The sequence below is a fragment of the Maribacter cobaltidurans genome (assembly GCF_002269385.1).
Taxonomy (GTDB): Bacteria; Bacteroidota; Bacteroidia; order Flavobacteriales; family Flavobacteriaceae; genus Maribacter; species Maribacter cobaltidurans.
The window spans coordinates 2,735,947-2,760,903 of record NZ_CP022957.1 but is presented as its reverse complement, the minus strand read 5'-3'; the positions used below and the strand labels follow the sequence as shown (position 1 = coordinate 2,760,903).

The 24,957-nt window shown below is 38.9% G+C and carries 24 protein-coding genes and 1 pseudogene; all 25 read right to left on the bottom strand.

Features of this window, described 5'->3' with window-relative positions:
* Positions 1 to 24: 24 nt before the first annotated feature.
* On the bottom strand, positions 25 to 777 hold the full coding sequence (locus CJ263_RS12210) for a methyltransferase family protein (protein ID WP_094997529.1): 753 nt from the start codon (positions 775 to 777) through the stop codon (positions 25 to 27).
* Between the two features lie 72 nt (positions 778 to 849).
* Positions 850 to 1,899: a helix-turn-helix domain-containing protein gene (locus CJ263_RS12205; protein WP_094997528.1), complete on the bottom strand. Its 1,050-nt coding sequence runs from the start codon at positions 1,897 to 1,899 to the stop codon at positions 850 to 852.
* 92 nt (positions 1,900 to 1,991) lie between these two features.
* Positions 1,992 to 2,558, bottom strand: a complete 567-nt coding sequence (locus CJ263_RS12200; protein WP_094997527.1) for a helix-turn-helix domain-containing protein — start codon at positions 2,556 to 2,558, stop codon at positions 1,992 to 1,994.
* A gap of 262 nt (positions 2,559 to 2,820) precedes the next feature.
* Positions 2,821 to 4,640: pseudogene (locus tag CJ263_RS12195) on the bottom strand (efflux RND transporter periplasmic adaptor subunit).
* A gap of 37 nt (positions 4,641 to 4,677) precedes the next feature.
* A complete protein-coding gene (locus CJ263_RS20960; RefSeq protein ID WP_158657143.1) occupies positions 4,678 to 4,824 on the bottom strand; it encodes a hypothetical protein in 147 nt (48 codons plus the stop codon).
* 26 nt (positions 4,825 to 4,850) lie between these two features.
* Complete coding sequence (locus CJ263_RS12190) at positions 4,851 to 5,561, bottom strand: PepSY domain-containing protein (protein ID WP_094997526.1); 711 nt, start codon at positions 5,559 to 5,561, stop codon at positions 4,851 to 4,853.
* A complete protein-coding gene (locus tag CJ263_RS12185) occupies positions 5,561 to 8,083 on the bottom strand; it encodes a heavy metal translocating P-type ATPase (protein ID WP_094997525.1) in 2,523 nt (840 codons plus the stop codon). Before CJ263_RS12185 ends, CJ263_RS12190 begins: the two co-directional genes overlap by 1 nt.
* Before the next feature lies 1 nt (position 8,084).
* Complete coding sequence (locus CJ263_RS12180; RefSeq protein WP_094997524.1) at positions 8,085 to 8,378, bottom strand: phosphoribosylpyrophosphate synthetase; 294 nt, start codon at positions 8,376 to 8,378, stop codon at positions 8,085 to 8,087.
* A gap of 11 nt (positions 8,379 to 8,389) precedes the next feature.
* Entirely contained in the window at positions 8,390 to 9,616 is a 1,227-nt protein-coding gene (locus tag CJ263_RS12175; RefSeq protein WP_094997523.1) for a permease, read from the bottom strand.
* A gap of 86 nt (positions 9,617 to 9,702) precedes the next feature.
* Complete coding sequence (locus CJ263_RS12170) at positions 9,703 to 10,281, bottom strand: DUF2911 domain-containing protein (RefSeq protein WP_094997522.1); 579 nt, start codon at positions 10,279 to 10,281, stop codon at positions 9,703 to 9,705.
* Between the two features lie 6 nt (positions 10,282 to 10,287).
* Entirely contained in the window at positions 10,288 to 10,764 is a 477-nt protein-coding gene (locus tag CJ263_RS12165; protein WP_094997521.1) for a YybH family protein, read from the bottom strand.
* Between the two features lie 132 nt (positions 10,765 to 10,896).
* On the bottom strand, positions 10,897 to 11,454 hold the full coding sequence (locus CJ263_RS12160) for a potassium channel family protein (RefSeq protein ID WP_094999235.1): 558 nt from the start codon (positions 11,452 to 11,454) through the stop codon (positions 10,897 to 10,899).
* Positions 11,455 to 11,590: 136 nt separating this feature from the next.
* Positions 11,591 to 12,190, bottom strand: a complete 600-nt coding sequence (locus CJ263_RS12155; RefSeq protein WP_094997520.1) for a DUF4136 domain-containing protein — start codon at positions 12,188 to 12,190, stop codon at positions 11,591 to 11,593.
* A 120-nt stretch (positions 12,191 to 12,310) separates the two neighbouring features.
* The gene (locus CJ263_RS12150; protein ID WP_094997519.1) at positions 12,311 to 13,759 is read right to left on the bottom strand and encodes a ferredoxin reductase family protein; all 1,449 of its coding nucleotides are present in this window, start codon (positions 13,757 to 13,759) and stop codon (positions 12,311 to 12,313) included.
* Between the two features lie 74 nt (positions 13,760 to 13,833).
* Positions 13,834 to 14,385: a YceI family protein gene (locus CJ263_RS12145; protein WP_094997518.1), complete on the bottom strand. Its 552-nt coding sequence runs from the start codon at positions 14,383 to 14,385 to the stop codon at positions 13,834 to 13,836.
* Entirely contained in the window at positions 14,378 to 15,904 is a 1,527-nt protein-coding gene (locus CJ263_RS12140) for an FMN-binding glutamate synthase family protein (RefSeq protein WP_094997517.1), read from the bottom strand. Before CJ263_RS12140 ends, CJ263_RS12145 begins: the two co-directional genes overlap by 8 nt.
* 10 nt (positions 15,905 to 15,914) lie before the next feature.
* Entirely contained in the window at positions 15,915 to 16,589 is a 675-nt protein-coding gene (locus tag CJ263_RS12135) for a DUF2231 domain-containing protein (RefSeq protein ID WP_229702448.1), read from the bottom strand.
* 12 nt (positions 16,590 to 16,601) lie between these two features.
* The gene (locus CJ263_RS21120; protein WP_188669468.1) at positions 16,602 to 16,742 is read right to left on the bottom strand and encodes a hypothetical protein; all 141 of its coding nucleotides are present in this window, start codon (positions 16,740 to 16,742) and stop codon (positions 16,602 to 16,604) included.
* A gap of 171 nt (positions 16,743 to 16,913) precedes the next feature.
* Positions 16,914 to 17,453 (bottom strand): hypothetical protein, encoded by a 540-nt coding sequence (locus tag CJ263_RS12125; protein ID WP_094999234.1) that lies wholly within the window; start codon positions 17,451 to 17,453, stop codon positions 16,914 to 16,916.
* A 151-nt stretch (positions 17,454 to 17,604) separates the two neighbouring features.
* The gene (locus CJ263_RS12120; protein ID WP_094997515.1) at positions 17,605 to 18,171 is read right to left on the bottom strand and encodes a DUF3347 domain-containing protein; all 567 of its coding nucleotides are present in this window, start codon (positions 18,169 to 18,171) and stop codon (positions 17,605 to 17,607) included.
* A 22-nt stretch (positions 18,172 to 18,193) separates the two neighbouring features.
* Positions 18,194 to 18,649 (bottom strand): heme-binding domain-containing protein, encoded by a 456-nt coding sequence (locus tag CJ263_RS12115; protein WP_229702447.1) that lies wholly within the window; start codon positions 18,647 to 18,649, stop codon positions 18,194 to 18,196.
* Entirely contained in the window at positions 18,650 to 19,303 is a 654-nt protein-coding gene (locus CJ263_RS12110; RefSeq protein WP_094997514.1) for a DUF3347 domain-containing protein, read from the bottom strand. It lies immediately after the preceding gene.
* A 53-nt stretch (positions 19,304 to 19,356) separates the two neighbouring features.
* Positions 19,357 to 21,795 (bottom strand): multicopper oxidase domain-containing protein, encoded by a 2,439-nt coding sequence (locus CJ263_RS12105; protein WP_094999232.1) that lies wholly within the window; start codon positions 21,793 to 21,795, stop codon positions 19,357 to 19,359.
* Positions 21,796 to 21,803: 8 nt separating this feature from the next.
* Positions 21,804 to 23,603 (bottom strand): efflux RND transporter periplasmic adaptor subunit, encoded by a 1,800-nt coding sequence (locus CJ263_RS12100; protein WP_094997513.1) that lies wholly within the window; start codon positions 23,601 to 23,603, stop codon positions 21,804 to 21,806.
* A gap of 130 nt (positions 23,604 to 23,733) precedes the next feature.
* Entirely contained in the window at positions 23,734 to 24,957 is a 1,224-nt protein-coding gene (locus CJ263_RS12095; protein ID WP_094997512.1) for a TolC family protein, read from the bottom strand.

Sequence of the window (24,957 nt, the reverse complement as noted above, 5' to 3'; positions counted from 1 at the left end):
TGTATCTGCGGCGTTGTGAATATATTAGCGATTGATCTCATCCAATAATTTTTGTTTTTTCATAATCTTTAATACTATGTATATTATTGATGAAGCCAAAGCACCATAAAACCAGAAGTCATATTCAAATTTGATAGCCTGTAGTTTTATCATTTCGCCGATAAAACTAAAAACCCAAAATATTAGAAACACGGCTGCCAAACCGTTTTTCTCTTTTTTTAATGCCTTTTTGATACTAAACGGATATTTAGCTTTTTGATAATACTTAAATGAAGGCATAAATGCAGGTGTTTTTTTGGCCCAATCAAGATAGATATTACCAAATTTTTGTCTTAAAAAACTTTCTTCGGCATACATTATACGTTCGTAGTAAAATGCGTAGAACAAAACGAAGGTTATCACAAACCAAGTGTTATTAGTGAGCATTGCCACGCCAAGCCACATAAAGAAATTGCCCAAATATAAAGGATGCCTAACTATTGAATAGATGCCCGTAGTGTTTAGCTCTTCAGCAATTTGCCCCTCTGTTGTATTTCTTCCAGATGTGTTTTTTGGTGTATGGGCTACTGTAACCACTCTTATATACAAGCCGAATAAACTAATGCCAAGCCAAATGTAGTCGAAGAATTCAGGTAACCAATTGTCTATTGCTTCACTGTTGTAATGTTTTTGATAGATAAATACCAATAAACCAATAACTAAAATAATCAATGGTAAATAACTTCTATTTTTAAATAAAAAGTCGCCTTGTGTTTTCAATTCTTCTTGTAATGCCATGCTTTAAGGATTTAATTCCCCCAAAGAACGAAACAACAAAGCACAAGATTATTTGCCTGTTGTCCAGAATGCTTATTCTGTACCTATTACCTTTTTCTGGGCAATAGAATTCCTGAATTGCGTAGGGGTTATTCCTTTGACTTTCTTGAATGTAGCATTAAAAGAAGACTTGGAACTAAAACCGACTTCTGTGGCCATCCCGAAAAGCGTAAAATGGGCATGTTGGTCGTTTTGTAGGTTTTTTACAAATGCTTCAACCCTATATTCATTGACAAAATCTTGAAAACTTTTGTTTAAATGTAAGTTTAGAACTTCAGAAATATACTGTCTAGGAATATTCAATTTTTTTGACACACTATGGATTGATAACCTGTGGTCTAGATAAAGTTTTTCCTTTTCCATTATTTGTATTAAAGCGTTTTTATATTTTTCAATCAATTCGGGCGTTAGGTTAGACGATTTGTACTTGGTGACCTCAGCATTTGGTATGAGTTCTTTGGGCTTACTTATCATATAAAAGGTAATAAAATAGAACAAGAATGCGACAACAAGAAGCAAATAGGAATTAAAATCGTCATCACTGGAAAAAACAATAGGCGCCAATTCAAACAAATCTAGAAGACCATTTATATACGAAATGCTCAATATTAAAACAATAGGGGCAACAAAGTAAAGAATCCAATTAGTCCTTTTAGTTTTAAGTAAGTTGTATAAAATATAGATTAAGTAGCACAAAAACACGAATTCTATTAACGTCTCTATTATCTCTAAAAAATCGTTTTCCCCATCCGAAATCATTTCCAATGTTTCACTTAAAAACAAAAACATACTGGGTAAGAAAAACAAATAGTCTCTTTTCAAAAAAACCTCTTTGGCAGAATTAAAGTACTTGAAGTATAAAAAAAGAAATGTTAGAAATAACGAGCTGTCAAATAAGAACCAATCTGCGTCATCTATAAAAAGGTTGTTATCATCATCACCAATTATGTATAGCAGTATGGATACAATGCTTCCAAAAAAGAGCCAAAAAGTTGTTTTCCTGTAATTCGCTCTACTTCTGTAAAAAATGAATAAAATAAAAAGACCTTGTAGTAAGGCAACTATTTGTATGATTTTAAGCATCGATTAAAAGTTTAATTATATTATGAAGTATTGAGATGGTCTAGTTGCCTTGGACAGCTTTCTTGATAAAGTGAACTTGCAACAAAAACTTCTTAAACATCATCCAAAAACTTTCTATTCTGTATAGTACTCTTCTTAAATTGTGTAGGTGCCATACCATTGATTTTTTTAAATTGATTGCTTAAATAGGCCACGCTGCTGTACCCCAGTTGATAGGCAATTTCGCTCAAGGTAAGTTCGTCATACACCAATAATTCCTTTACCCTTTCAATCTTTTGGGTGATGATATACTGTTCAAAAGTGATGCTTTCCACAGATGAAAAAAGGGAACTTAAGTACTTGTAATCAAGATGGAGTTTTTCGCTTATATAGTCCGCCCATTTAATATCCAATCCATCGGAAGAATGATGGATTTTGTCCACGACCAAGGTTTTCATCTGTTCTATAAGTTGACTTTTACGGTCGTTTATCAAGCTGAATCCGGATTCCTGAAGCTCTATGGACAAGGACAATTTTTTCTTTAAAGCAAGTGTTGCAGGCAATTCCACTTCTCCCAATTTTATAGATACATATGGAATCTCCAAATCTTTCAAAATATTGGATACTGCCGCTATACATCTGGGGCAGACCATATTTTTTATGTGGATGATGTTGCTCATGTTATTCCAGTTTCAACTTCTATCATAAGGAAAGTTACTATGAAAATGCATTGATAATAACTAATATAGTGGCTATAAGAAATAATAGCACTATCGCCAGTATTCCGTAAATTTTATCTTTCTTATCGATATTGTTTTGCGGTTTTTTTCTCTCTTTCTTTCTCCTTTTCCTTCTGTTCTCGCTCATCGTCATCCAACTTTTTTAAAGTAAAAAAGCGGAACTTAGTACCTATTGGCCACATCCGCCTTTTACGGAAATTAATTATTCCAAAGTAGCTTTTACCTCTCCACAGGTCATCATCGCTTCTCCATAATATGGGTTTCGAATCTCCTTTTCCAGGCTTAGCCAATTGGCTCCCTTATTGCTATCTGCCATCGGGCAAAAGCTGTTGTACACTTTTTGATTGACTCCAAAAAGCTGAACACCGCTGATCATGTGGGCCGATAAATGTTTAAAGTGGTCTCTTTGCCCCTTGACATCCGAAGTGCTGGCCATTGCATTGGACGATGCTTTGAGCTCTTTTTGAATGGTCATCCAATGATCATGTGCCTCTTTGTCTTTTAGCAACTTCATATCGACTTTGGCCAAACTTTCTTCCATTTGTTTTGCTTCTTTTTGTGCGGCCGCGCCATCATCGTTTACCAAGGCATCCTTAACATCTATATAGGCTTCGAAAATCTGCTTCAACTGACCTTGAAACTCACTTGATACTTTAATCCTTTTTTTCATATTAGAATGGTCGGTGCCCGTACTTGTTGAGGGTTCCATTTTATCTCCTTCCTGCATACCCAAATGACCCTCATGCCCGGTCATGGTTTTGCCTCCTTCTGCGTTCATCATCGATTTTTTACCCTGTAACTGTGCGGCCGCATCAACACTAAATGTTCCGTTGGTCACAATTTGATCCCCGTTTTCAAGCCCGCTGATTATGGTATAGGTATCGCCATTGGTATTTCCAAGGGCAACTTCGCGCATTTCGAAGACAGGCTCATTGGGATTGGTCTTTACATAGACCACCGACCGTTCCCCCGTCCACATCACGGCGCTAGCGGGGACAATAACCGCGTTATCCATTGGCATTTCGGCAGCTTTGATTGTACCTTCCACGAACATACCCGGCTTCAAGAGATTATCCTTATTGTTAAGTATTGCCCTTACCATAACCGTTCTTGTAGAAGAATTAAGTAACGGGTCTACAAAGGATATTTTAGCCGTAAATTCTTCATTGGGATAGACATTCGTCGTTATCTTGACCTCCTGACCCTCCTTCAACGATGCTATCTGATTTTCATAGGCATCGAATACCGCCCAAACGGAATTTAAGTTGGCAATTTTGTACAAAGGCTGCCCTTGTTTTACATAATCTCCTTCTTCAACCATGATATCGGTAATCGTTCCTGAAACTGTGGCATAGACTGGAAAGTTTTCCTGCACTTTGCCCACTTCTTCTATCTTATCTATTTGATTGTCAGAAAGCTTCCATAATTTTAATTTATTGCGAACGGCATTGTATAATGCCGGTTGCGATTCCTTCATGGATGCGGCCGTCAACAGCTCTTGTTGTGCGCTTACCAATTCTGGGGAATAGATGGTTGCCAAAAGTTTGCCCTTGGCAACGTTCTCTCCGGTATAATTCACATTTAGCCGTTCAATGCGACCCGCAAAATATGTAGCTTGGGTAGCATTGGCTTCTTCGTTCTCGCGAATCTTTCCTGAGAGCTTAAGTGAACTCCCATCCGAACCACCTGTACCAACGGTAGAGGCCCGTATATTGGCTAATGCCAAGGCGTTGTCCGTCATCCTTATTTCGTTTGGCCCAGCCCTTCTCCTCCGGTTTCAGCGGGAATGAGATCCATACCGCAGATTGGGCAGTCTCCCGGTTCGGGTTGCATGATCTGTGGGTGCATGGAGCAGGTCCACATCTGATTCTCGGATTCTCCGGAATGGTCATGGCTATCGGACATATCCGAAAGATCTTTTATGGCCAATTGATCGGCCTCAGCATTTGAGAAAATAAAATATCCCCCCAATAAACCGACCGCTAACGCAGCCACTGCAATGTAAATGATGTTCTTGTTCATGATATTGAAAATTGAAATGTTATTGTTTCTTAAAAATTTATATGGATTCACTAATATTTTTCAAAACCAGTACAATGAGCGTATGTACTATTAAAAGTATGATAATGACCCATAAAATATAAGCACCTTCCTTTTCAAATGGCATTTTTCTAATCTCGCGCTTACTTAGGTTTTTTCTTTTCATATATTGCGTCTCCACTCATTCAAAAATTACCTTCTTGATTTGCTTTTCATCCTTCGTACAGATGGTGATGAAATATACCAAAGCAAAAAGCCGCTCAATACCGTTATCAAGCCTAAGAGCGAAAAGGCTCTTAAAACAATGGTGTTGAAGTTATCCCTCGTGTCATAATCCATTGTGTGGGTCATCCATAAAAAATCGAACCAGCGCCAATCGCGATGACGTACTGTTTGAAAAGCACCATTCTCAATCGCCACGTAGGCTTTTAAATTTTCATCGGTTTTATATGAAATCTCATAAGCAGGTAATGGTCGTCCGCGGTACTCGTGGTGGTTTCCGACTTCTTCTATCCTTTTTATTGCGGCAATTTTAAGCTCTGGAAGCATATATCTTTGTGCTACCTCTTGCGCTTCTTCTTTAGTGATACCTTCCTTTCCCTCTCCTGTTTTGGCATTATAAAGCTTTGCTTCGTTTATCCAATAGTAAGGTTCTTCTGCTATTTCCAATAATTCCAGCGATTGGATGGGTTGCATACTATTTAATTGACCCGTACCCAATAAATCTGAAAAAACCATCTGTTTTGGCTCCTGTTTTTTGAACTGGTCGCCGTGTATTTCATCAATATCCGTCCAGCTAAAATACATCCCGCTAATCGTCCACATCAGGAACTGAATACCCAGGAAGATACCCAAGTAGCGGTGGGCTTTTCGAATCCATTTTGCTGTTTTTCTATTGACCATTAGCTTTCGATTTTTTTGGTACGTAATCGTAAGGCATTTGCAATAACCGATACGGAACTAAAACTCATTGCCAAAGCTGCAATCATAGGTGATAATAACAAACCGAAAAACGGAAATAGGACTCCAGCCGCAATGGGCACACCTAAGGTATTATAGATGAAAGCGAAAAAGAGATTCTGCTTGATATTTCGCATAACCATATGGCTTAAATTTTTAGCTTTTACGATACCGTGCAAATCACCTTTTACCAAGGTTATCATCGCACTTTCTATGGCTACATCTGTACCTGTCCCCATAGCGATTCCCACATTACTTTTTGCCAGTGCTGGTGCATCATTGATGCCATCACCTGCCATTGCGACCACCTTCCCTTCATTCTGCAATTTTTCAACTTCCTGCAACTTATTTTCAGGTAACATACTGGCTTTAAAGTCAGCAAGGTTTAGCTCTGATGCTACGGCCTGTGCTGTATCGTGGTTATCGCCCGTGAGCATTATCACGGCAATCCCCTTGTCCTGTAATTCCTTGATGGCCTTGGCGCTTGTTTTCTTGATTTTGTCGCCTATCACGACATAGCCTGAAACCTTACCATCAATAGCTAAATACGAAACGGTTTTCCCTTGTTTTTGAAAGGATTGTGCTTCATCTTTCATAGCAGATGAAATAGTAGCCTTGGCATATTCCATCATCCTATCGTTTCCTAAATCGAGCTTCTTGCCATCAACAGTACCTTCTACGCCTTTTCCCGTTATTGCGCTGAAATTTTCGGTTTTTGATAGTTCAACATTCTGCTGCTTTCCGTATTTCACAGTAGCTTCGGCCAATGGATGCTCGCTGGAACTGTTTAGGGATGCAATAAAATGTAGAATTTCGCTTTCGCTAAATTGTTTATCATCAAAAGAACCTACCTTCTCAACCGTAGGTTTTCCTTCAGTAATGGTTCCAGTCTTATCCACGATAAGGGTGTCCACCTTGTCCATTTTTTCCAGAGCTTCGGCATTCTTGATTAGCACACCATTTTGTGCTCCTTTACCAACGCCAACCATAACGGACATAGGTGTGGCCAACCCCAAGGCGCAGGGGCAGGCGATTATCAGTACGGCAATGGCATTCACAAACCCATAGACATAAGCGGGTTCCGGACCCCAGATTGCCCAAACGATAAAGGTTATGACCGCAATAAATATGACTACTGGCACAAAATAGCCTGAAACCGTATCGGCCAATTTTTGGATGGGCGCACGACTGCGACTGGCATCGTTTACCATTTTGATGATTTGGGAAAGTAATGTGTCGCTACCTACTTTTTCGGCCTCCATCAAGAACGACTGGTTGCCGTTTATGGTACCGCTACTTACTTTGTCATCTACAGATTTATTAACTGGAATGGGCTCTCCCGAAATCATCGATTCATCTACGGTAGTTTCTCCTTCGGTAATTTTGCCATCAACAGGAATTTTATCTCCTGGCTTCACCCGTAATATATCTCCTTTCTCTATCTGGTCGATGGAAACTTCCTCCTCATTTCCATTGACTACCTTAATGGCTTTATTGGGCGCAAGTTTTAAGAGTTCCTTGACCGCAGAATTGGTCTTACTATGCGCACGAGCCTCAAGTACCTGGCCGAGTAGCACCAGCGTTAAAATAACTGTGGTCGCCTCAAAGTACACAAATACAGTTCCTGATTCCGTTAAAAAGTCTTGTGGAAATATCTGAGGGAATAGCATACCGAAAACACTAAAAACCCAAGCCACTCCGGTACCTATCCCAATGAGCGTAAACATATTTAGGTTCCAGGTGACAATACTGCGATACGCACGTTCAAAGAACATCCACGTAGCATAGAAAACCACGGGAAGGGAAAGCACAAACTGAGCCCAGTTCCAGTATTTTATTTCGAGAATACTTTCCAAGGGATTGTTTGACAGCATTTCTGACATTGCTATAAAGAATATAGGCAACGTAAAGACAACCGCTATCCAGAATTTTTTAAGTAATTTTTTATAGGTCTTTTCTTCTGCCGATAGGTCTGGTTCCATCGGCACCAGGTCCATCCCACAAATAGGGCAGTCTCCAGGTCCGTCTTTAACAACTTCAGGGTGCATAGGGCAGGTCCATTGCTCGGAAGTGGTGGCGGTTAAATTTTGTTCCTCGACTAAATCCATTCCGCAGACAGGACAGTCGCCTGGCTTGTCGTAGGTTTTATCTCCTTCGCAATGCATTGGACAGTAGAAGGTTCCTGTTCCTTTGCCTTTGGGTTGTGGTTTTTTCGCTTTCGCGGAAGCGGAATCCTCTTTATGATGATGCTCGCCCGGTTTGTGGATAGAATACGTACCGCCGTCATCATTTAATACCTTTTGAAAAGTCTCGATAGGAATGTGAGATTCCATTTCGATGGTGGCTTCTGCCTTTTCCAAATTGACCGATGCACTGGTTACTCCCTCTATATTGGAAAGGGTTTTTTCGACGTGATTCTGGCAACCTTTGCAGGTCATTCCGTGTATGTGATAGGTATGTTTCATTTTATCTTAATTTTTTTCGCATTGCTTCAGAAATATTCTCTGCATAGACACCATAGGCATCGACCAATAATCCTTTAATTCCATTTTTTGATGAAATAGCGTAAAGAACGCTGTTGTCATCGGTACTGCTCATTCCTTCAAAACGATGCATCTCATCTACATCGAAATCCTCTGGATGTAATTTTAGCTTTAGCGCATTACATTCAATGTGTCCCGAACATAAATTAAAATCGTAGGTATAACCTTGCTTTTGCAAGTGGGTCATTGTTTGGGAAAGGGTATCGAATGTTTTCATAGCCACTAATTTTAGTTGATTAAAAAATTTACAATCAGTCCTCCTGCAAGCCATATATAACAGATGAAGGCTGCATATTTTAAAACACTTTCCAACAATGGACTTTTGGGTGCCATCTCGCTCATTGAATGTTCTACATCTTTTTTCTTGAAAAAACCCAGATATACGAGATAGGCCGAAATGATGAGAAAAGCAACGTTCAAGAAAAAGGTATAATCAATCTTGAAAAATTCGCTATCCTGAATCTTCACTTGTGATGAACCTGGTAGCATATTCAATAAATCAAATCCATAATGAAGTGCCAATGCCGTACCAATTAATGCTGTAAATAATAAAAACAAGATAAACAATGACATTTTCCAACCATAATACTTTGCATTGATTCTCAGTACTGGAAAAACCACCAAATCACTAAAAATAAAGGCCATTACGCCAGCAAAACTCACGCCTTTTCCGAATAGTAACGCTGCTAACGGAATGTTGCCCATTGAACCGATAAAAGTCAAAAATGCGGCAACTGGACCGACCACAATATGTTCCAGAATTTCGAGAAATGTGAAATCTGTATTGCCTTGACCACTATTTATAAATAAGGTCTGAAAGAACGAATCTGGCACAAAAGCTGCTGTTATACCTGCAATGGTAAAACCTACGGTTACATCCTTCCATACCATTTGCCATTCCATCTTATATTTTTTGGCAACGCGCGCCCAACTGTCTTCGTTCTTGATTTGTTTCTTCCAATCTTTGGAACCGTCCATCTCATCATCATCTTCATTTTCGAGATTCTTACGGGCTTTTTCGATGAGTTTTTTAGGATTGATGAGTCGTATCAGAATCCACGAAATACCAATCAAGAGAATACCACCTACATATTCGCCCACCACGAACTGCCAACCTAAAAAGATGGAAATGATAATCCCCAATTCTATGACGAGATTGGTAGATGCCAACAGAAAAGCAATGGAAGACACAAAGCTTGCCCCTTTCTTAAAGATGGATTTTGTACCTGCCAAAGCCGAAAAACTGCACGAGCTGCTTATAAAGCCGAAAAACGTGCCCAACAGCACACTTTTGCCTTCGTTTTCGCCCATTGTTTTTTGCATCCTCTTTTCGGTCACGAAAATCTGTATCATACTACTGATGATATAACCCAAAATGAATGCCCAAAGCGCCATCCAGAAAAATCCGGTAGTCGTATAGGCGGCTTCGCCCCATTGTTTTAAAAATTCGTTCACGGTTTAAACTGTATTAGTTTTTTATTCTTTGATGATACACGTTTTTTTATATTTTTTATCATCGTACCCTTGTTGACCCTATCTTGTTATTTTACTTTGAATGGAATTACTACTTTAACTTTTTCCCAAGCTAATGTTATCTCACCTTCCGTATCACTAATTTTCTTGATATTATATTCTAAGTGTTCTTTTAGACTATCTGCAATAATCGGTGTTATCTTAAATCGTATTACATCATCTTTTTCGTCATATTCATCCTTTCCGTGCTGGTTCCAATTGGAATTTAAAATGATGGTCCATTCTTCTTTTGTAGGAATGGTAAAAAATCCATATTTACCTGCTTTCAGTTCCTTACCATCTATTTCTATATCCGTATCTGTCTCTATCCACGTAGCCATATGTGCCCCAGCTTGCCAGACTTGGTCATACGCCAGCAAACCACCAAAAATCATCCTGTCCCTAACCCCTGGCGATGAATAATCAATATGGATGTGCGCATTACCAATGGTCGCCATTGCAGAGGTGTGTGGGCTTAGCTCTTTTTTTGGCGGTTGGTCTGTGGTTGCTTCTTTTGACTGTTCTGGCATTGGCTCGGTTTTCTTCTCTTTACAACTGGTAATAAGAAGAAGACCGAACACTATACTTATTGAAATATATCTACTCATCGGTTGTTATTTTGTATTTCTTGAAGATGAATGGGTTTTTATTATTTTCCATTTTCCATCTATTTTTTTAAGGAGTGAGGTTGCTACCCCTTTTTTCTTTATGGTCCGACTATTTCCCTTGTCGTCCGGATTGAGGACAATGGTATATAGGTACGTTTCGGTAGTAAAGGCATAGGGTACATCTACCTTTACATCGATTTCATAATCTGAAAATTCGAATTTTTCAAAATGACCCAATTCCGGTCCTAAATGATGTTCTATATAGTGGCTGTACGTACCCTCGACGCCTCCCGATTCAAAAACCTCGGAATCCTCGGTAAATAATTCGAAAGTACCATCGGTCGTAAGATTTTGTAGGGCATCCTTATAGCTTTTCATTACTGTAAGCACTGCTTCTTTTTCTGTTTTTGCATCTTGGCTAAATAATGGGCTTGTCGCCATAATTAATAGCGCTACTAAAGTTGTTAATTTAAAGGTTTTCATCTGTATAAAATTTTTAATTTTTTGAAAATTAATGTCTTAAAAATTTTAAGACATTCAGCAATTCGCATATCTTAATTCGTATTTGCGACGAGTTTTCGGTCATGCTCATTTCATAATTTTAGTTTTAAAGGGTTATTTGTTATCGACGTGTATTCTATTTATATTGGCAATGCCAAAGACAAGGACCAAAAAGCTCAAGAAAATCTCCAGAATCACCAGTATTTTTCCCGAAATGGAAATCGGCACGATATCGCCATAGCCCACCGAGGAAAATGTGATCATACTGAAATAGATAAACTCAAAAAACTGTACCAAAAATGAACCATTGAGTGCTGTGCTCGATTTAAAATTTCCGGGGTTCAAAACATATAAAGCGTGATAATCTGCCGTGAAAGAAAAAACAATCAATACAATCAATACCGCAAATAAGGTGAGGACGTGCGCAAGCTGATGGCTTTCGCCAATTATTTTGGCCAACTGCGTAAACGTAAGCCTAACAATAATAACGGTCTTTATTAAAGCCAAACCGACAATAAGAATATGTTGCCAAAGGATGTCGGTATCAGCTTGTGCCCAAAATATATAACTCAATGATATGGCAATAACCGCTGTTGCGGTAAGCAATACTTTTTTAAAGAGCTGTCCGTAAAACCCCTTGCCGGTTGATATAGTTTTTATTGTTTCTTCCACTATTGTTATTGGTACATTTTCAATATAAAAGTTTTGCAAACACAGTACATTTGTCTGCTTAAATCAGTACTTGAAGATGGGATATGAACTATCAATCAACAAAATCATCCATCTCCCAAAATCAAGTTTTTTTAAATTAATTTTTTACAGTCTTTCCAAATTGATATTTCGCGAATATCTTCGCTACGGCCTCCCTGATTTCCTTTTGTTTATCTGTGGTATCTGCGTGGAGTACATCGGGCGCAAACCCTTGCCAGACCAATTGCCGTCTGTTCATATCTATAAGTTCGATAACGACACCACCTTCCTTATGTTCTTCAGTTGATTGGTAACCGCCATAATATCCATAGCCATAAGCACCAAAGTGTCCGAAGCCGTGACCATAAGAAGGGAAGTAGGGGTAGCCGCCACTGTTGTAGTTCATATTCCTTGTCTGGACCACAACACGGGAATCTACCAGTAAATCTGGATTGTTCTTATCCAAGACATAGCCTTTATTTTCCATTTGTTCTTGTATGGCGGCTTTTAAGCGTTTCTTTATCAATGTGTTAAAAAAAAGCGGCTCGTTTTCCTTATTGCTGTCCATTTGAAAATCATCGCTCCAATAAAAAGTTTTGTAATTTCCAAATGGTACCTCTCGGTCATAATCGGTAACGATGGCCGAAGAACTGACCGAGCAACTGACTGCGGTAACACCTATTATAAGGCAGACTACCATTTTTATTAATGTTCTCATAATTATTTATTTAATTCAACAATCTTTTTATTTACTATTTTTTCCATTTTTACATTCCATCTTGATTTAGCTTGGTTTCATTTTTTATATTGGACAATATCAAAGTACCATAATCTCCTTTTAATGCATTGCCCCAAATAATTTCCAGCCCGACCGAAGCCCTGCAAATAAAATGACCAGTACCAATAAAGCAAGAACAATAAGCCTGGAAACCAATTGGGCTTGTTTTTTATGATAGGTAATGGGCGAGCCAGATTGCGCAAGCCCAAACATTTCACTGTGTATTTTATTTAGTGGCACTTGCAATTGTCTCAAATCCTTGATTACAACCTCGATCATAAGTGGAGGGCCGCATACATAATAATCATTCTGCGAGAGCGGGGCAGAACAGTATTTTTTCAATAATTCCATATCAAACCGTCCTTTTTCACCTTCCCAATCATCCTGTTTGCTGAGTATATGCACTACTTTCAGTTTTAGGGAGGTGTTTTCTGAAATGTGGCTTAACTCTTCTCTAAAGGCAATGTCCGATTCGGTGGCATTGGAATAGAACAGCATTACTTCCCGCTCCTCACCTTTATCTGCCATATACTGCAACATACTCACAAAAGGCGTTATTCCTATGCCACCCGCAATAAATACTATGGGGCCCGAGTGCGATTTTTCTATATGGGACATCTTGCCGAACGGCCCTATGATTTTAACCTTATCACCTTCTTGAAGTTGATGGATTTGACTGGTAAAATCGCCCGATGCTTTAATTGTGGATGCCAAATGCAATTTTTGGCTTGGGCTTGAGGATATGGTAAATGGGTGTTCTTCAGATTTTATATGCCTACAATCTATAAATTTGATAAAGTGGAACTGCCCTGGGTTATGCGAATAGGGCTCATTGCCATTTATAGGAACAAACTGAACGCTGTATGTGTTGTTGGCCTTTTTTACAACATTTAGCACTTTATATTTGGGTGCGAACGTGAACAAAAAGTACCGTTGCCATATAAAAAACGCTATGGCAGTAGGGGGGAGAATGAACCATAATACCTGTAATGGCAACAACTCCAAATCGTCCCCAGCATAAAAACTGTGCACGAACATCAATAGAAGAATGCCGATGGCAAATACATCGTGCATAGCACGCCACCGTTCATAGTTTATTTTTATTTTCCTGTGGCCGATACTTACTACAACCTGAACTAACAATATTAAAAACGCAATTTTGCCCAAATTGATGAACCAAGGTTCGTCATAGCCCAAAAGCATATCAAAAGATTGCTCTGATAAGGTAAGCAGCATAAAATGGGCCACAATAAATATAAATGCCCAGATACCCATTCTTCTATGAAAATCGATCAAGTTGTTATAGGCGAACAATCGGTCCAACCATTTTATTCTGGCAGAAATGATAAATTGAAAGAACACCATCATTATACCTGATAAACCCATTAGCATCCCAATTTGCGCAATAAACCCCTCTTCAGTAGTTGGCATTAAGCCATATACCATTAGCAATGGGATGGCCATCGCTATGAAATAGGTGCTTACTGCAAAGATGTGTTTACTGTTCATCAACTTAATTTTATAGTTTTAAAGCTTCATCGAAATAGAATTATTCAACTTTCTGCGACTATAATTTTACTTCATTACTGTTTTTTCTGAAGAAGCGCATCCACACTCAAGTCGTGCCTGTCATTAACTTTTATAAATGTAAAACTGGGGCGTTCTAAATTATAATCGGTAATCAACAGGGACCAAGAAACTTTTAACTGAATTGTTTCTTCTGAAACAAGTTTCAACTCAATAGGAATTGTTATTTCCCGTGTAACTCCCGCAAGGGTAAAGTCGCCCTTTGCGGTGAGCGTTTGCGCCGCTTTTTCGTCAAAATCAAAATCGTCTTTAAGCTTTCCTTCAAAAACGACATTGGGATTTTTTTCCGCTTTTACCAACTCGTACATATGTCCATCCCGTTTTTCATTGTCTGTCTTTATGGATTTTACAGGTACCGAAAAGTTCAACGCACCGTCCTTAAAATCAATGGTGCCCTGTAAATCATCAGATTTACCGATATAGGAATTAAGGGGCATTTTTGCCTTAAAGGATGCGCTTCCTTCCTTTACTATAAAGTTTTGGGCGTTCATAGCCACGTTGCCAGAAAACAACAGTATTATTAAAAAATACATTGCATTTTTATCCATTGCTTTTTATTTTTCGACCATTCAATCCGTTTGAATATAATTCTTGGTATGTTTTTGTCCCGTTTTCATTGATTCGGCGGACAATGAACTTCTTGTCGATACCTTTTCTACTTTCAAGCCCCATTGATTTTAGCAGCTCCTTAAAAGCTTCCATGGTGTTTTTATGGTAGTTGGCTACTTTGGTCTTTTTATCTTCTACTACCAATGATGCGACCCTTGAAGGTACCATTGTGGTGATTCCCGTAGGGCAGGTATCCAGATTGCATTTTAAGGATTGTACACAGCCCAGGGCAAACATCATCCCCCTTGCGCTGTAGCAGGCGTCGGCACCAAGTGCCAACATTCTATAGATATCAAAAGCCGATATTATTTTTCCTGCTGCCATTAATTTTATCTCATCACGTAGCTTATATTTCTTTAAAATGGAATGTGTAAAATCTATGGCTTCAATTATGGGGAGTCCGGCCCAATGCAGCGATTCCATATGCGCAGCACCGGAACCACCCTCTGCACCGTCTATGGCTATAAAATCTGGATAGTTTTGCTTTTCAGCGAAAATGCGGACCATTTTTTCGAATTCGTCTTGCTGTCCGATGCACATTTTTATCCCAATAGGCTTTCCTCCAGAAAGTTTTCGTAATTTTTGTATAAAGCCAATCATTTCCGAATCATTGCTAAATGCAGCGTGATGTGGTGGCGATAGAATTTCGGTTCCTTTTTCTACGTCCCTGTACTTTGCGATTTCCTCGGTATTTTTTTTGGCAGGAAGAATGGCACCAAAACCGGGTTTTGCACCTTGTGAGACTTTTATCTCAATCATTTTGATCACCTCATTGGATGCGATTTCTGCAAATTTTTTAGGGTCGAAATCCCCTTCTTCTGTCCTACATCCAAAATATCCAGTACCAAACTGAAAAATAACATCGGCTCCATATTCCTGATGGTAGGGGGTAAATCCACCTTCGCCGGTATTTTGGGCAAATCCTGCGATTTTTGCACCGCCGTTAAAAGCAAGGGTCGCATTTTTGCTTATGGAACCATAGCTCATTCCAGCCAGATTGAGGATGCTTGCCGAATAGGGTTTTGAACACTTTGAACTTCCTATGGTAACCCTGAAATCATCTTTGATTTCCTTTGCAGGATACGTGGAATGGGTAAACCATTCGCGACCAACTTCGTCATACGGAATCTGCGTTCCAAAGGGTTGGTTTTTGACCGCATCTTCGGCACGTTTATAAACAATTTCTTTCTGTATCCAATTGAAAGGTTTTCCCTCTGTTCTATTCAATAAAACCGTTTCTTGAACGACGTGACGTTGTTTTTCCAATAGAATGGTAATTCTTCCCAGCAAAGGATAGGTGCGTCTTATATTATTGGATTTTTGAAAATAGTCCTTAGTGCCGAGAAGCATAAAAGGTGCGATCAACAGCGCAAGCCACCATAAATGAGGCTTCCACATTATAAGTCCTGCAAGTACAACTAGCAGCGTTATCGACGATATTAAAAATATTCTTCTCATGCTTTATTTTTTAATGCGAATGGCTTTCTTCCTCTGGCGTTTCAGTTTCCAAATACTGGCCCTGTGGGCCAACGCCCTGAATATAAACGAGCTGAGCGCCATAATGTCCTGCTTGTGAAACGGAGAACGCCGAAAAGGCCATAACAAGGAGAACGGCTATTTCAAAACCTCGATTCAGTTTTATCCAAAAAAGGCTGATAACCTTCAATACTGCGGCCAGAGCGCTCGACCAAATGGTCCAATCTGCATATTTATCATGGTTATCCAATACTTTTTGGGCTATATCCGTAAGGCCATGGGTATGCGGGTGTACAAAAGTTCCCGCTACGTAGGCCCCAATAAAACCAGTACCAATAAGAAACAAGATAACCCAGTCCAAGTTCCTTTTAAGGACGAACAGCTGAATACCTTGGAGCAATGCCGCAAACAAAAGGAGTACGATAGGAAAATGCACCACCAACGGATGTAAATTGTCGAATTCATCCAAAGCCACCTCCTCCTTGTTTATGGGCTTTTCAGCGTGGCTTTCGGTATGTTGCTGTAGTTTTTCGGACAATTCAAGAGCATAAAAGGTTCCCAAACTATTCGCCGAATATCCCGAATTGTTCCCAATGGACTCAGGGGCACTTGCATGAAGCGACATTAGGCTTAAAAGCAGTACTAAAAATGAAACTGTTTTTTTCATAATCAATCGTTTTTATGATGAACTATTCATAATCTGTAAAATAAGCGCACCTATAACAATAGTGCCTATAATGATGAAAATGGTATAGTTGAACCACTTTTTCCAACCTTGTTTCCCTGACTTTTCCGGGCCATTTTTACAACAATCTTTCATTTCAATCCTAATTTTGTTTATTGTGCCTGTCAAGGGAAGAGCGTTAAACACCAACCATTGATTAACCAATATCCCCTTCCCTAACAGGACTTAATAATATAACACGAATCTGGGTGGACATTAACTATGTCAAACAAACAATCCAAAAACACATTCCCGACCGACCCAGATTTACTTTTCCAAATTCCCTTCGTTTATAAAGTTTTTACCAATCACAAAAATTAAATAGGGTAACAATGCAAATTGTAGTAGCGGCGACAGTCCCACATTAACCCATGGTACAATAGGCATTGCCTCTGCATAAGCCCAATCGCCCCGTGATGTATGCCAAATTTCTCCCAAAATTGCACCAGCACTTCCGATAAAAATCAACGGGAATATTTTATTGATATCCATTGAGCTTGTCCAAAAGACATTTTTATAAACCAAACCAAATCCGAAAAGCAGGATAAGCACCATCAACATATCAGCTACAGATGCGAGGGCACAAAACGATATATGTTGCCAATCGTATTCAAAACCTTCATAGAGCAGACCTTGTGCCAGCTCCCAAATAAAATTGAACGAAAACGCTATTACTGCAATACCGATGATATAGTTGTTATAATTTTTTTTGTCCCGTACCTGTTTGGCAAAATAGAGATATAGCAGAACGACCACGGTCAACGCAATGGTTGGTACTATAAAAATGTCAAGGCTCAATGCTTCCATTTTGGTTTTGCTTACGTTAAATCTTTTTTTGCATTTTATTTTATTAATACTCGTAAAGCTGTGCTCAGCAAGAATCAACTATTAATGCCTGAAAAGGGGAAGCATTGTAAACATTAACCGCTAACTTTATCTCCCCTTCCCTTATTCAGGCCTACATTTCTATAGTTTGTGTAACCTTTCCGCACGTCAACATTTTACTACCGTAATATGGATTCTTAACGTCCTTGCTAGCACTCAACCAATTACTGCCACCATCATACATCGGGCAAAATTGCTGATATAGCGTGTTTTTTGTTCCGGTAATGGCCACCATATCGGCTATATCCTTACTCAACGTTTTAAAGTGCTCGCGTTGATGGTCGATATTGCTTTTGGCAATATGTTCTGCATGTTCAATAGCGTCTGCTATAATATCTACCAGTTCCTTTTGCTGATTTGCTGTATAATTTGACTTGTCAAAGGCTTTTAGTGAAACCGCCAATTTAGCACCTGTTTGGGCTGCCTTTTTGGTGTCATCTGCAACTAGGGCATCTTTTAGACTGAAATAGTCGTTTAATATTGCTTCAGCCTTTATGTCTTGCATTTTTTCCATGTTCATTTTCATCCCATCCATGTTCATTTTACTATGATCCATGTTCATTTTTTCTTTTTCCTGTGCGTTGGTGAAAGAAAGGGTTAACAATAGCATTGCTGCCATACTCATTTTTAGATATTTCATTTTTATTGTATTTAATTGTTGTTTATAATTTATTTTTAAGTTCCGTTAAAAAGTTGATGATGTCCTGTTTTTCAGTATCCGTAAAAACGGCGTCCCTGTGGATAAGAGTATAAGAGGCTAGAGGCATTTCGTCATTTTCTATCTGACTAATAATTGATTTTATTTTACTTGCCTTTCTTCTACTGCTCAGGGAATCCCACTCGTTAAAGTTGAGTTCGGCCTTTCCTTCCTTAACATGGTCTTCCAATAACCAAGCCACCGGTTGCACTTTATTGTACCACGGATATTGAGTGTTGTTACTATGGCAATCATAACATGACACCTGTAACTTCTTCTGTATAGTTTTAGGAACATTATATACTAGCATGAAGTCCGTTTCGGGTACACTATCACTTTGATTGGGTTGCGTGGGAATAAACTGAATTCCCACTAACCCGACCAAAAACACTAGTGCAATGATTTTTACACTTTTCTTCACTTAGTTGATTTCCTTTTGTACACTCCCGCAGCTCATCATTTTAGCCCCGTAATATGGATTCTTTATTTCCTTGGTAGCGCTCAGCCATTGTGCCCCCTTGTTGTTATTGTACATGGGGCAAAAATCCTGATATAACTTTTCTTCCGTCCCTGTAATGGCGATAAGGTCTATCATATCTTTGCTCAACACATCAAAATGTTCCCTTTGGTGGTCGATTGGGCTTTTTTCTATGTGCTCGGCGTGTTCAGTAGCATCTTCAATAATATCCTTCAATTCTTTTTGTTGTTCTGAACTAAAAGAACTGGCATCAAAACTATTTAAAGCCGTTACCATCGTGCCCCCGGCTTTCGCCGCACCATCTTTGTCGTCGGAGACTAGTGCATCCTTTAGGTCTAGGTAATTGGCAATAAGTGTTGTTGATTTTGATGCATGCTGTGCGTTGCCCATCATTTTATCCGACGATTCCATATCGCCATGATCCATTTTGCTATGGTCTTCTTCCATTGCGCCATCCATATGACTATTGTCATCCATTTGTTCCGAATGGTGGCCGTCTTCGTCGTTATGCTCTTTTTTAGCGTCTTTACATGAAGTGGTTGTAAGGGCTACCAATGCAATTGCCATAATACTTGTTGTTACTTTTAAACGTTTCATTTTGTTTTTATTTAGATTAATACTTGTTTTTATTTGACTTATATATTGAATGATTAAAATCTCACGGATAGCCCACCACCTCCACCAAAACGGTTGTCATAGCTGCCCATAAGGGATACGTTTCTCGATAAAAAATATTCTGCACCTGCACTCCAAACTGTTTCTGAAGTGAAGTCTTTATTTGCAGGTAAGTCATTTACAAATCCTAAATCTATTTGGTACTCATAATAGCCAAAAACGGAAAATCTTGGGAACAGCATAATGCTTCTCCCCAATCCAATTCTCGGTCGTAATTCATTATCAATTCTGGCATCGAGTGCAAATAAATAAGGTGTTAAATAGCGAACCCCAACCACTGCGGTTGTTTTAAATTGGTCAAGACTTTTACGGGTTTCATTTTCAATATTTACACCTCCAAAAACACGTAAATAATCGTGTAGGTAATATTCGTAGGTTGCCTCGGCCTCTAAATTTTTGTTCCATCCATATTCAAAAGAAGCATTAAATTGATTTCTAATATTGGAGCTTATAATATTGAGAGCCGTTGTATGCGAAGCAGCATCAACCATACCCCAAGTATAGTATTTGTTAGTTTCGGCTATCAAATTTGAAACTGGATATCCTTTCATTCTTGGGTCTCTTGGTGTATCATAAGATACTACCCTTGCCATACCACCCATCATGTGATATAAAATATGACAATGGAAAAACCAATCACCATACTCGTCGCCATTATTACCATAAAACTCAATGGTTACCTTTTGCATTGGTGGTACATTTACCGTGTGCTTTAATGGTGAGTACTCTCCATTTTCATTAAGTACTCTGAAGAAATGCCCGTGCAGGTGCATGGGGTGGTGCATCATGGTAAGGTTATTGAATATTATACGGGTAACTTCCCTGTTATTTATTTTTATTTTATCCGCCTCAGACAATGGCACCCCGTTCATGCTCCAGATATAACGGTTCATATTTCCGGTAAGGTTCAGCAATATTTCCTTAACTGGAACATCCTTATCATAGGTGGTTATTTCGGGCGACTTCAAATAATCGTAATTGTATTCTGAAAACAAATCCATTCCTTCCATTTTCATCCCAGCCATGGTATCCATTCTGATGGTATCTTTTTGCATATTCATTGCCATACCTTTCATTTTCGTATGGTCTATGGCCGTTGTGTCCTTTGGCATTTCCATGTTCATGTCATCCCTTTTCATGCCTTCCATCTTGTCTTGTTTTATGGAATCTTTCTTCATCTCCATGCCCTGCATTTTTGAATGATCCATATTTTTCATATCATCATCTTTCATTTCGGAATTACCCATGTCCATTCCTTGCATCTTATCCATCTGCATCCCATATTCTTCCTTCATTTTATAGCGTTCATCTTTTTTAGGGCGATATTTTAATGCATGTGCACCCATTTTCATGTCCATCTTTGCCATTTTCTGCATCATGCCAATCTTATCTGGTCTCGGAACAATCTCTGCAGGAAGCACGTCGCCGGTTCCAAGAAAGGCTGAAGCCGTACCAGAACCATCCTGTGCCGTAATTCTAAATTCAATTTTTCCTTTTTCTGGAATGGTTACAATAAAATCGTAGGTTTCTGCAATACCTATGAACGTTTTGTTCTTTTTAACAGGCACAACATCAAGACCATCAGCCGAAATTAAAAGTGGGTCTCCTCCTCCAAAAGTCATCCAAAAAGAGGTAGAAGCCCCTCCATCTATAATCCTTAATCTAACTTTCTCACCGGGTTTAAATTCAGGATACTCAATACTTTCTTCGCCGTTAATTAAAAAGGCAGGATAATACACATCGGCTATATCGGCACCTTCCATTCGCTGTCTCCAAAAGTTTAATTGCGCTCCCATGGCACCTCGTTTAATTACTCGGTTCAATGGGGTAGCCGTTCCTTTTCTAATGCCGTACCATTCATTGCCTCGTTTAAGATTGCGAAGTACATTCATTGGTTTTTCGTTGGTCCAATCAGACAACATCAAGACCAATTCTTTGTCGTACTCCAATAGTTGTTCTTTTGGATGAATGACTATAGAACCATAAACACCACTTTGTTCTTGCAACATTGTATGTGAATGGTACCAATAGGTTCCAGATTGTTTTATAGGAAATTCGTATTTCTGTGTATGCCCAGGTTCTATGGGTGGTGTTGTTAAATAGGGTACGCCATCATAAAAATTAGGTAATAACAAACCATGCCAATGCACAGAAGTTTCTTCGCTCATTTCATTTTTTACGTAAATAACCGCGTATTCTCCTTCAGTAAATTCTAAAGTTGGCCCTGGGATAGTACCGTTAACGGTCATTCCCATAACATTTTTTCCTGCTTTATTTACAGTTGCTTCACGCAAAGTTATAGTATGTTCTCTAACAGGAAGGTTGTATATATTACCTTCTGCTACTTGCACTACTTGTGCAAAAACACCAGTAGTTATTGCAACTAGAAATAATAATGTTAATTTTGTTTTCATTTTTGTTTTCATTGTATTTCTTCTTTTACTTCTCCACAAGTAAGCATTGCTTCTCCGTAGTAGGGATTCTTTACTTCTTTTGTTGTACTCAACCAATCGGCTCCCTTATTGTTGTTCGCCATTGGGCAGTGCATCACATATAACGATTTGTTATAAGGACTAAATGTCTTTTCCAAATCAATCATAGTACTGGATACCTGTTGGAAAGGTTTTCGAATGTCTTCCAGCGTTTTGAAATGCTGAACATGTTGAAGCGTGTTTTTTAAATCGCTGCTCAACCCCATCCAAACATTGTGTGAATCTCCTGTGTACAAGGACATGTTAACCCCTTCCAAAGTCTTTAATATTTTTGCTCCTGCCGTTTTTGCGCCTTCCATATCATCTTTGGTTAGAGCCTCTTTCATATCAATGTAATTTGTAAAAAGAGGTTGAAGCGCATCTTTTGCATTCTGCCCAATTGTTATTTTTTTTAGAACTGATTTTTTAGACTCCACTTTAGAATTAGGAGTGTCACCCATATTCATACCCCCATGATTATGCCCCGTCATTGCAGGACCACCCTCAGGATTCATCATACTAGGCTTACCCGCTAATTGTGCTGCGGCATCAATACTGAATGTTCCGTTAATGGCTATTTCGTCCCCATCATCCAAGCCTTTGTTTACCACGAAACCATTCCCCAAACCGGGTCCTAAAGTTACTTCGCGCATCATAAAATTCACACCTTTTGCAGATGTATTCTTAACATATACTACAGAACGCTGTCCTGTCCACATCACAGCGGTTTTGGGAACTACGATAGCATCTGATTTTATCGGCAATTTCGCTTCCACCGTGCCAGAAACGAACATTTCAGGCTTTAGTTTTAAACCTTTGTTGTTGATTTCCACCCTGGCCTTTGCTACCCTTGTCATGGGATTGATTACCGGGTCAATATAAGAAATGCGACCTTTAAAGGTTTCCCCTGGTAAAGAAGGGATAGTAAAACTTACCTCATCATCCTTTTTTACCCAAGCCATATCCGATTCATAGACATCGAATAATACCCAAATATTATAAAGATTTGCAATTTGATATAATGCTTTGCCCTTGTTGACATAGTCGCCAAGGTTTACCATTTTTTCGGTTACATAGCCCGAAACATCGGCATGTATGGGTAGTTCTTCTTTAACAATACCAGATTCGAGGATTTGTACGATTTGCTTATCAGATAGTTTCCAGTTTTTTAATTTTTCCTTTGCGGCATCAAAAAGCTGTGGCTGGGTCTCAACAATCTTTCTCGCTTCAAAAAGCTCTTCCTGGGCGTTTACCAAATCTGGGGAGTAAATGGAAGCAATCACCTGCCCTTGGTTTACATTCTCACCTGTAAAATTGACCATAAGTCTTTCTATACGTCCAGGTATATGGGATGACTGGGAATATACAGACCGCTCATCGGCTTCAACCTTGCCGTTTAATTTAAGCAACTTTATGGGCTTGGTCTTGCCCACTACGGCTGTTGAAACGTTGGCAAGCTGCATGGCTGTTGGCGACATGCTTATGACCATGGGATCCAATTCTGAATCATTATCGTCTCCCAAAGGAATTAAGTCCATCCCACAGATGGGGCAGTCACCTGGTTCATTTTGTCTGATCTGCGGATGCATGGAACAGGTCCAGATGGTTTCTCCAGCTATTTCTTCTTCCGTATGTTGGTGCTCATCTGTTTTATTGTTTTCTGAACCTCCAAACAATAGCCACCCGAACAACAAGCCTAAAACCAGGGTAGATGCGGCCACTTTTATGATTTTTTTTGTTTCTGTTTTCATCTGTATAAAATTTTTAATTTTTTGAAGATTAATGCCTTAAAAATTTTAAGACATTAAGTAATTCGCACAAATTTTATTCATCCCAGTAGGTAAATATGTCGATGAAAAAATTTATGCTCATTTCATTTGTTTATTTTTTTGCAGTGATATAATTTAATTTAGCCAATGCTATTTTATATTGTTTCAATGCGGTTATTTTTAGTTTATCGTACTTTAACAATTGTTGCTGCATTCTCAATACCTCTTCGAAGTCCTTTCCAGAATTCCCATAGGACGTAAACAACAGATTAAGTGCCTGTTCCGACTCTGTTATTTGTTCATCGAAAAGTGACACCAACTCGGTTTGTTGTTCAATATCAAAAAAGGCCATTTCGTAATTTGATAATAATGAATTGGTCATTTCTGTCTTTTGTAGCGAATAACTTTCCTGCATTAATTGCGCTTCCTTTACGGCTGCCTTATACTTTTTCCTAAAAATAGGCAGGCTTAGGGTTACCATTGGCATTAATACATCCTTGCCATTGTCAGGCACAACCATATCGGTACGTTTATCTACCATTACATAGTCCAAGCCAAGGCCGATTTTTGGGAAACCTTGTTTAATAGCCGCCCGTTCAGAGGCCTCTACAGCCTTTACCTTCAATTCCAAAGAATTTAAGAGTGGATGATCTACCAAAAGGGAATCTTTACCATTATCAAAGGACAACATGTCAATTTCAAGGGTTTCAGAAATAGATACCGGTTCAAATTCACCACGGTTTAATAATTTATTGAAAGTTGTTAAAAGCGGGCGTTCCTTTTTTTTCAGTATTTCCAGATTTGTCTGTGATTCCTTTAAAAAAATATCTACTCTCAAGACATCCACCAAGGTTCCTACACCATTTTTAAATTTTGAATTGGAAATGGTCTTATACGACTCTAGAATTTCAATATTCCTTTCTTCAATTTTCATCCATTCTTGGAGTTCGTACAAAGGAAAATAAGCCGCTGAAACCTCATAGTACAATTTGTTCTTGGCATCCAAAAAGGATTGATACTTGGCTTCTGCCATAAGTGCTGCGGCATCACCTTGTGCTTTTAAAGTTCCAAACCAAGGGAACATTTGGGTCAATGAAAACCTAGCTTTTTGTGGTCCAACCCTGGTTTCCACCGGTGAAACAAAATATCCAAAAGAAAGCGAAGGATCTGGCAAGGTGCTTACCTGCGGCACTTTTTGCAATACCGCTTCAAACTCCTTGTACTGCGAAAGCAATCCCGGATTGTTTTCTGCCGCTATCTTAAAGTATTCCTCTAAAGTCTGGCTATATAATCCCATACTTATTAAGACAAGTATTATTGTGAATACATTTTTCAT